The sequence below is a fragment of the Mesorhizobium sp. B2-7-1 genome, from assembly GCF_006440735.1.
Classification (GTDB): Bacteria; Pseudomonadota; Alphaproteobacteria; order Rhizobiales; family Rhizobiaceae; genus Mesorhizobium.
This window is the reverse complement of sequence record NZ_VFUA01000171.1, coordinates 1-8,419: the sequence shown is the minus strand read 5'-3', so window position 1 is coordinate 8,419 and position 8,419 is coordinate 1. Positions and strand designations below refer to the sequence as shown.

At 64.5% G+C, this 8,419-nt stretch carries 7 protein-coding genes, 1 tRNA gene and 2 pseudogenes; 4 read left to right on the top strand and 6 right to left on the bottom strand.

The features are described 5' to 3' along the window. Together FJ471_RS33405 and FJ471_RS33400 are read left to right on the top strand one after the other, a co-directional pair. Positions 1 to 411: pseudogene (locus tag FJ471_RS33405) on the top strand (hypothetical protein); the annotation flags it as partial. Positions 412 to 487: 76 nt separating this feature from the next. Next, a complete protein-coding gene (locus FJ471_RS33400) occupies positions 488 to 739 on the top strand; it encodes a sulfurtransferase TusA family protein (RefSeq protein WP_140810312.1) in 252 nt (83 codons plus the stop codon). Between the two features lie 17 nt (positions 740 to 756). Here FJ471_RS33400 and FJ471_RS33395 read toward each other — a convergent pair whose 3' ends face one another. Together FJ471_RS33395 and FJ471_RS33390 are read right to left on the bottom strand one after the other, a co-directional pair. Beyond that, on the bottom strand, positions 757 to 1,914 hold the full coding sequence (locus FJ471_RS33395; protein WP_140810305.1) for a GTP-binding protein: 1,158 nt from the start codon (positions 1,912 to 1,914) through the stop codon (positions 757 to 759). 8 nt (positions 1,915 to 1,922) lie between these two features. Further along, positions 1,923 to 3,089, bottom strand: coding sequence for a D-alanyl-D-alanine carboxypeptidase family protein (locus FJ471_RS33390; protein ID WP_140810298.1), 1,167 nt, complete (start codon positions 3,087 to 3,089; stop codon positions 1,923 to 1,925). Between the two features lie 222 nt (positions 3,090 to 3,311). Here FJ471_RS33390 and FJ471_RS33385 point away from each other — a divergent pair, with 222 nt between their 5' ends. Together FJ471_RS33385 and FJ471_RS33380 are read left to right on the top strand one after the other, a co-directional pair. After that, complete coding sequence (locus FJ471_RS33385; protein ID WP_140810291.1) at positions 3,312 to 4,475, top strand: M20 aminoacylase family protein; 1,164 nt, start codon at positions 3,312 to 3,314, stop codon at positions 4,473 to 4,475. Positions 4,476 to 4,562: 87 nt separating this feature from the next. Beyond that, positions 4,563 to 4,639, top strand: a tRNA-Arg gene (locus tag FJ471_RS33380). Positions 4,640 to 4,682: 43 nt separating this feature from the next. Here the strand turns inward: FJ471_RS33380 and FJ471_RS33375 are convergent. From FJ471_RS33375 to FJ471_RS33360, 4 genes and pseudogenes are all read right to left on the bottom strand, one after another. Then, positions 4,683 to 6,089: an NAD(P)-dependent oxidoreductase gene (locus FJ471_RS33375; protein WP_140810283.1), complete on the bottom strand. Its 1,407-nt coding sequence runs from the start codon at positions 6,087 to 6,089 to the stop codon at positions 4,683 to 4,685. 226 nt (positions 6,090 to 6,315) lie between these two features. After that, positions 6,316 to 6,924, bottom strand: coding sequence for an FMN reductase (gene msuE, locus FJ471_RS33370; RefSeq protein WP_140810276.1), 609 nt, complete (start codon positions 6,922 to 6,924; stop codon positions 6,316 to 6,318). A 262-nt stretch (positions 6,925 to 7,186) separates the two neighbouring features. After that, positions 7,187 to 7,867 carry an SGNH/GDSL hydrolase family protein gene (locus FJ471_RS33365; RefSeq protein ID WP_140810269.1) on the bottom strand — a complete coding sequence of 227 codons (681 nt, stop codon included), beginning with the start codon at positions 7,865 to 7,867 and terminating at the stop codon, positions 7,187 to 7,189. Between the two features lie 59 nt (positions 7,868 to 7,926). Next, a pseudogene (locus tag FJ471_RS33360) lies at positions 7,927 to 8,419 on the bottom strand (ABC transporter permease); the annotation flags it as partial.

Genomic DNA, 8,419 nt, shown 5'->3' with positions numbered 1-8,419 from the left:
GTCAAGGAAGCCAGCATCGTTTCCGACTGGTCGAAGCGCCGCGCGCGCGGCGAGCGCGTGCCGATCGAGCCGCCTTCGATGAATTCCGACGGCTCGGTGACGGAAACGACCCGCATGGGCCGCATCGATTCCCCTGCCGGCCGCAAGATGGCGGCGATCGACGCGGAGAAGGAAGCCAAGCGCAAGGCCGAGGAGCAGCGCCTGGCGGCCATCGAGGCGGCCAAGGCCGCCAAGGAGCAGGCAAAGGCGCAGGCTCTGGCCGAGAAGGAAGCCGCCAGGCAGGCGGCGCAGCAGCCGGTCGTCACCGCAGGCGTCGAGCCCGTCCAGCCCGCGCCGGAGCAGGCCGCCGACGCCGATCAAGGCACCGTGTCGAAGCTGAAGAAGAAGCTGCTCGGCATGTTCGGCGGCTGAGATTTCTATGCGTGTCGCCCGAAAGCATGCCCTCGGGCATTGACCCGAGGGTGGAAGGCGGTTTTGGGATAACGGCATGCATGAGCAAAAGGCAAGGCAGGCCGCCATCTACGATCTCAAGGGACTGAACTGTCCATTGCCGGTGCTGAAGGCGCGCAAGCGGCTCGCTGCAATGCGGCCCGGCAGCCTGCTTTGGCTGGAAACCACCGATCCGCTCGCGGTTATCGATATCCCCGCCTTCTGCGCCGATGCCGGTCACCAATTGGTCGAAACGGCCGCGGTCGCGGGCGGCCACCGCTTTCTGGTCGAGCGCGGCAGAGCGGCCTGAGCCAGCGTCTTTTCGGCTTATAATCCCGCAATCGCCAGGGGATTGGCCTCCAGCGCCGCGCGGTCCGGCGTGTCGATCGACGGCTTGTTGGTGAAGGCGGCGAACAGCCGTTGGATATAATCCTGCGGCATGTCGAGCGTGATCAGCACCAGCCTGGTGCCGCGCTGGCTGTCGGGCCAGGCCGGCAGCCTTGCCGGCGGATGCAGGACCTTCTGCACGCCATGGATGACCAGGGGCCGCGACGGATCCTCGGCGAGCTCGATGACACCCTTCATGCGCAGGAGCTTCTCGCCATGCGCCGAGCGCAGAAGGTCGAGGAACATCTCGATCGCCGAGAACGGCACCGGGCCGTCATGGACAAGCGAGTGCGAGCGCACGCGCGTGTCGTGGCGATGGGCATGATGATGGTGGCCATGATCATCGTCGCCGTCATGGTGATGATGGCCATGATCGTGGTGATGATCCTGATCATGCTGATCATGGTGATGATCTTGATCGTGCGCCGCCTCTTCGCCAAGCCAGCGCCGCACGTCGGCGGACTTGGTCTGAGGATTATAGAGCCCGCAATTGAACAGCGCCGCGGCGCCCGTGCCGGCCTCGTTGACGTCGAGCACGACGGCGCCTGGATTGATCTGCTTCAGCCTCGCCCGCAGCGCCTCGATCTCGGCGGCATCGGCAAGGTCGGTCTTGGTCAGCACGATGCGGTCGGCCACCGCCGCCTGCTTCACCGCCTCGACATGGCTGTCGAGCGTCGCCTCGCCATTGACGGCGTCGACCAGCGTGATGACGCCGTCGAGCCGGAACGCCTGCACCAGCGCCGGATGCGCCATGATCGATTGCAGCACCGGCGCCGGATCGGCCAGACCCGTCGTCTCGACGACGACACGGGCCAGTTTGGCGATACGGCCGGTCTGCAGCCGGTCGACGAGATCGGCGAGTGTGTCGACCAGGTCGCCGCGCACCGTGCAGCAGAGGCAGCCGTCGGAAAGCTGGATGATGCCGTCGGACGCCTGCTCCACCAGCAGATGGTCGATCGCGACCTCGCCGAATTCATTGATGATCACAGCGGTATCGGCAAGCCCGGGATCCTTGAGCAGGCGATTGAGCAGCGTCGTCTTGCCGGCCCCGAGAAAGCCGGTGAGCACCGAAACGGGAATGGGAAAGCTGCTGCCCATGGCAGGGATCAGTTCGCCGTCTTGGCCGACTGGTCGCCCTGCGCCCCGGCAGCGGCGGTCGCCAGCGGCTCGGCGCCGGCCGGCGCCGGCCTGTCGGGCCGCCAGCTCGGCAGCGGCACATCGGCGTAATTCTGATCGACCTGGTCGACGAAAGCCTTCGGCGCCGGACCGGTCGCGCCGCCGAGCCCGACCGCGACCAGCGTCGGGTGGTCGAGCTTCACCCGGTATGGCGATTTCGGCGCGTCCTTGGCGGCAACCTCGGGTGCTGCCTCGGACTGCTCTTCGGGCGCCTTCTTCTTGCAGATCTCGTCATGCATGTCGTTGGGCGACAACGTGTCGCCATAGGGCTTGAGCGCGGCAAGGGTCGTCGAGGTGGCCGCAGGCATCTCAAAACCCTGGTCGAGCAGCTTTGCCGCCGCTTCGGCGCGGCTGATCGCCGATTTCTCGCCCAGCACCACGGCGACCAGCGTGCGCCCGTTGCGCGTCGCCGAGCCGATCATGTTGAAACCCGACGAGCAGACGAAACCGGTCTTCATGCCGTCGGCGCCGGGATAGCGGCCGATCAGGAGATTGTAGTTCGGAATCGCCTTCTTGCCGACGGCAAGGCCCTCGATCGAGAACCAGGGGGCGTATTGCGGAAAATCGGTGCGCAGCGCCGTCACCAGCACGGCAAGGTCGCGCGCGGTTGTATACTGTTCCGGCGAATAGAGCCCGTTCGGATTGACGAAATGCGTTCCGACCATGCCGAGCCGGGCCGCCTCCGCGTTCATGCGGTCGGCAAATGCGGCTTGCGACCCGCCGATATTCTCGCCGACTGCCATGGCGATGTCGTTGGCCGACTTGACCAGCATCATCTTCAGCGCATTGTCGAGCCGCATCACCGAGCCGGGCTTGAAGCCCATCTTGCTCGGCGGCTCGCCAGCCGAATGTTTCGTCACCTTGATCGGCGAATCGAGCGCCACCTCGCCGGCCTGGATGGCCCGGAACGTGACATAGGCCGTCATCAGCTTGCTGAGCGAGGCCGGATACCAGCGCTTGAACGCGTCCTGATGCTCCAGAATGGAGCCACTCTTCAGATCGAATAGGACCACGGGATTGGCGCGCGCCACGCCCGCAAGCGCCGGAAATGCCAGCGCGCCTGCCAGCAACAGGTTGATGAAATGCCTTTGCCGCATGATCAAATCCGAAAATCGCCTCTTGCCGTAGTCGCTGCCGGGTCCGTAAGATTTCGTTACCCATCGCCAGCACAAATTCGGCCCGACCCTCGACCCCGGACCGCATTGTTGTGGTGCTATTTACCCTATGTGACGTCAAAATGGCAAAGTGCCATACATTCACAATTGCTGAGCAACGGCTCTGAACCGACTGCCGCCAATCAACCAAGAGATGGAACGATCATGCCGATTCTCAACCGCGCCGCGCAAATGCAGGAAGAAGTTGCCGGCTGGCGACGACATCTGCACCAGACGCCGGAGCTGAATTTCGACGTCTTCCAGACCGCCGGCTTCGTCACCGAGAAGCTGAAGGCCTTCGGCTGCGACGAAGTGGTGACGGGACTGGGCAAGACCGGCGTCGTCGGCATCATCCACGGCCGCAAGGGCGATGGCCCGACGATAGGGCTGCGCGCCGACATGGATGCGCTGCCGATCGACGAGATCACCGGCAAGCCATGGGCCTCGACCGTGCGCGGCAAGATGCATGCCTGCGGCCACGACGGTCATACCGCGATGCTCTTGGGTGCGGCCAAATATCTCGCCGAGACGCGCAATTTCGCCGGCAGCGTGGCGGTGATCTTCCAGCCGGCCGAGGAAGGCGGCGGCGGTGGCAACGAAATGGTCAAGGACGGCATGATGGACCGCTTCGGCATCGAGAAAGTGTTCGGCATGCACAACATGCCGGGCCTGCCGGTCGGCCAGTTCGCCATCAAGCCCGGCCCGATCATGGCCGCGACGGCCGAATTCACCATCACCGTCAAGGGCCGCGGCGGCCATGCCGCGATGCCGCACGGCACGATCGACCCGATCGTCATCACCAGCCAACTGGTCGGCGCGCTGCAGACCGTCGCCTCGCGCAGCACCGATCCGGTCGAGGCCGTGGTGGTGTCGGTGACGAAGTTCCACGCCGGCGACGCCTATAATGTCATCCCCGAAAGCGCTGAGATCGCCGGCACCGTGCGCACGCTGAAGAAGGAAGTGGCCAAGAAATCGGAAGAGCGCATCCGCGCGCTCTGCGCCGGGCTCGCCTCCGCCTTCGGCGCCACCATCGAGGTCGATTACGACGCCAACTACCCCGTCACCTTCAACCATGCCGAGGAAACCGTGTTTGCCGGCGATGTCGCCGCCAACATCGCCGGCGACAGCCATGTCCACCGCGCCATCCAGCCGGTGATGGGCGGCGAGGATTTCTCCTACATGCTGGAAGCCCGCCCCGGCGCCTTCATCTTCATCGGCAACGGTGACTCCGCCGGCCTGCATCATCCGGCCTACGACTTCAACGACGAGGTCATCCCGCACGGTATGAGCTATTGGGTGAAGCTGGCCGAGACCGCGCTGGCCGCCTGACGATCCGCCGGTCGCCGCGACCGGCGGTCCCATAGCCTTCTCGCCCCTTGGCGAACCGGCCCGAAGCGTTTATGTGTCGGGCCGCGTGGTCCCGTAGCTCAGTAGGATAGAGCGGCAGATTCCTAATCTGTAGGTCACAGGTTCGATTCCTGTCGGGATCACCAAGTTTTTCAAAGGCTTGGCGAGCGGGTCGCCGCACAGTGGGTATCAGATCGTTCCCGAAGTGAACGGCCCCGAAAGATGGTGCCTGCGCATAAGTGTGGAGAGGCGGTTCGCGGCCTCGGCGAATGCCTCGCCTCCGGAAGCGATCAATACCGGTCGTTCCTGCGCGGACGCGGCCAGGATTTGTTCCCAGAACGCGGCGACGAGAGCGCTCGATCGGGCGAGGTCGGCGGCCACGTCCCGATCGGCGGCCAGCGCCGCCAGATGCCGAGGATCGATGCCGCCGATACCGGCCGGGACTTTCGCTCCCATGTCGACAAAACCCGGAGGCAGCGATCCTTTCAGATTGTGGACACGATGCTCGACGATGGCGGCATAGATCTGATCGACGGCCTGCTTGGCGCCCGCGACGCGGGAAGGGTGGTCGGTGTCGGCCGCTGCATGCGGGAGGAGTTCCAGACGCTGGCCATAGGTTTCGACCAGCCTGAGATAAGGCAGCATCGGTCCCGAAAGTGTGCCGCCGTTATTGAACAGGTCCGCATCGATCGCCGCATGGGAAATGCGCCCCGACGCCAGCGCGCGCTCCAGCGCGGCAACGTCGACCAGCTCGCCGCGATCGTAATTGATCAGCACGGCGCCTGGGTTGAGGACGGAAAGCACCTCGTCTGCGATCAATCCGGCGTTGGCGTATTTTTTCTGGCCGGCATCGAAGGCACCCAGGCCGAGATGGACGGAAAGCGCGTCCGCGCCACGCGCCGCGTCCTCCATGCTTGCCGCGTAGTCGAAACCCTCCAGCTCGATCCATTTGCGGTGACGGGGCCGCGCATGGATGGCGACCCGCATGCCGAAAGCCTGGCCGAGCCTGGCGAACTCGCGACCGATATTGCCATAGCCGATGACGGCCAGTCTTTTGCCTTCGAGCTTCTCGCTCGGGTAATGCCGCAGGTCTTTTCCGGTATCGAACTGGCCGACGGCGACCAGCGCGCTGAGCCTGTCCACGGGCAGGTCCGGCCTGACTTTCAGCAGCGCCTTCATGGCCATTTGCGCGGTGGCACGGCTGTTGATGCCCGGCGTGTTCATCAGCGGCGCTTCGCCACCCTCGCCGCTGCCCCCACCCCACGATGCCGAACCCATATTGCCGGTGCCGGCGCCGATGCGCACGCCGCCGAGCCGGAACCTCGCCTCCGCCGGAATGAAGGTCGCCGCGGCGATGACGGCATCGTAGCGGCCCTCGCCCGCCTCGGCCAACAATTCGTCGCGCGTGCTCAATTGCGGTTGGTAGAAGAAATGCAGCTTGCCGCGGTCAAGGGCTCCGGCCCTGGCGACGCCTGTCTGGTGGAACACGCCACCCTTGGATTCGATGTAAGCCTTGACCTCGCTGTGGTCGGGATTGCCGTCCGCGCCAAAGCGGAGGCCGACAAAATCGCAGATCAGAATATTGGCTGATGTCATGAAGCGTCGATTCCCTGCAGCTGTCTCCAGCTACACCAATCCGTTATCCGATAGACCGACGCGAAGCGGCATATCCGGGTCGCAAGCGAGAGATCTGTGCCGGGAAGCTAGAACCTGTCGGCCCTGAATGGCGACAGGTCGACTGTGGTCGGCGAGCCGGCCGAATCCGGTTATGGATCGGAGTCCGGAACTGAGGGCCTGGACGCCTACTTGCGAACCAAATTCGTCACGGAGATCTGAGGCAGTCGCATCGCCAAACAGGGTGCTTCGGCTTTCCCGCCGCGATCCGCCGGCCGGCGTCGCGGCGGGAAAGCGCATAGCCTGCCTCGTCGACGGCCTGCGCAAGGCGCTTGCGGATCGCTTCGGACACCAGCACGCCGTCGGCGAAATCCTTGTCCGTCGCATAGACTGCCGTCGGCAACGCAAGAGCCTCGAAGAAGCCGAACAGCGGCCGCAATTGATGCTCGACGATCAGGGCATGCCGCTCGCCGCCGCCCGTTGCAAGCAGCAGCACCGGCTTGCCCCTCAGCGAGGCCGGGTCGAGCAGATCGAAGAAGTGCTTGAACAGACCGGTGTAGCTGCCCTTGTAGGTCGGTGATCCGACCACCAGCACGTCGGCGTCGACGACCCTGTCGAGAATATCGCGGGCCTGCAGATCGAGATCGCGCGCCCATTTGGCGCTGCCGAGCGAAGGGCCAACGTCTTCGATATCAAAGGTGCTCGCGGACAGGTTGTTGCGGGCCGCGATGTCCCTGACCGCCTGCTCGACGAAACCGCGTGTCTTCGACGGCCGGGTGAAATTTCCAGAGAAACCGACAACGGTTGGATTGGGCATGATGTGGCACTTTCTCGGTAAGTCGACGCCGGATCTAATGTCTATAATTTTTATAGACTCTAGCCCGCCTTAGAAGGAACGATCCGCCTCTCGAAGGCCCCACCTCGAACATTTTTTCCATGGATCGGGTCCGTTCATGGTTTCCATGGCCGGACGAGACCCGCACGATCAGCCTGCCGAAATTGCGGGCCGGCGGTGCCGCGCCGGTCCCGCAGTCGGCGCATCGGTCTGGAGGGGCCGATGCGCGATGACACTTGAATTCTCAGGCAACCTTGCGGTCGGGTTGGCGCGCGAAGACCTCCTCGACCTTGTCCGCTATCGCCTTGCCGAGATCGCGATTGTTCTGCGCGGTGAAGTGGATGCCGTCGCAGCCGTCGGTGGTGATGAAATCCCCGGCATTGAGGAAATCGACCTTCGTGAAATCGGCCATGGCGCGATATTCAGCCGCGAGCGCCGCCGTCTTCTCATGGCCGCCGGCGAACATGCCCTGGAAGAAGGGATGCGGCATCGGAGTCAGCGGCGGCGGCGCGACCACCAGCGCCTGCGGGGCCGGATAGGGTGTGCCGACGCCGCCGGCGCTGGTGAGGATCTGGCCGACGAGCTTGGCCATGCCGTTGGCGATCTCGTAGGGCGTGCGGCGGAAGAACGACTTGGTGTCATTGGTGCCGAGCATGACGATGACGAGGTCTAGCGGCAGGTGGCTGGCGATGGCCGAGGGCAGATAGGCGCTGCCGTTGAGGCGCGGATCGTTGGGATCGTCGAGGCTGGTGGTGCGGGCGCTCAGACCTTCCTCGATCACATGATATCCGTCGCCCAGATGCGAGGCCATCACGCCCGTCCAGCGGTCTTGATAGGCGTAGCGATGCGTCGGCGATCCCTCCACGACCGGAATCCAGCCCCAGGTCAGCGAATCTCCAAAACACAAAATCGATCTTTTGGTCATGTCTCCAATCCATTTCCCTATGCGATTGACTATTGGCCGTCCCGGACTTTGCCCCGCCCTCAGCTCGACCTTTGCCTGATGCCGTAGAGGATCGCCGCAAGCAGGATGATGATGCCTTGCGCGATCAGCTTGCCGGGCTCGTCGACGCCGAAGGTTGTCATCACCACGAACAGCAGTGCGAACGACAGCACGCCGAAGAACGGCCCCCAGACGCCGCCTTCCCCACGGCCGAAAACGACGCCGCCAAGGATGGTCGCGGCGACCGCCAGGATCGGCAGGTCGAGGCCGACCCGGACGCTGCCGACGGCGATCGAAGCCGTCTGGACCAGCGCGGCAATCCCTGCGAACAGGCCCGCCAGCGTGTGTGCGAGCACCACGGTGCGGGCAACCGGGACGCCTGAGAAATGCGCTGCCTGCACGTTCTCGCCGACCGACGTCACGTAGCGGCCGAAAACCGTGCGCGACAGGAACAGCGACAGCGCGGCCGAAACCGCCACCCAGAAGATCACCGGCGTCGGCGCCGGTCCGAGCTTGGTGTTGTAGATGTCGGCG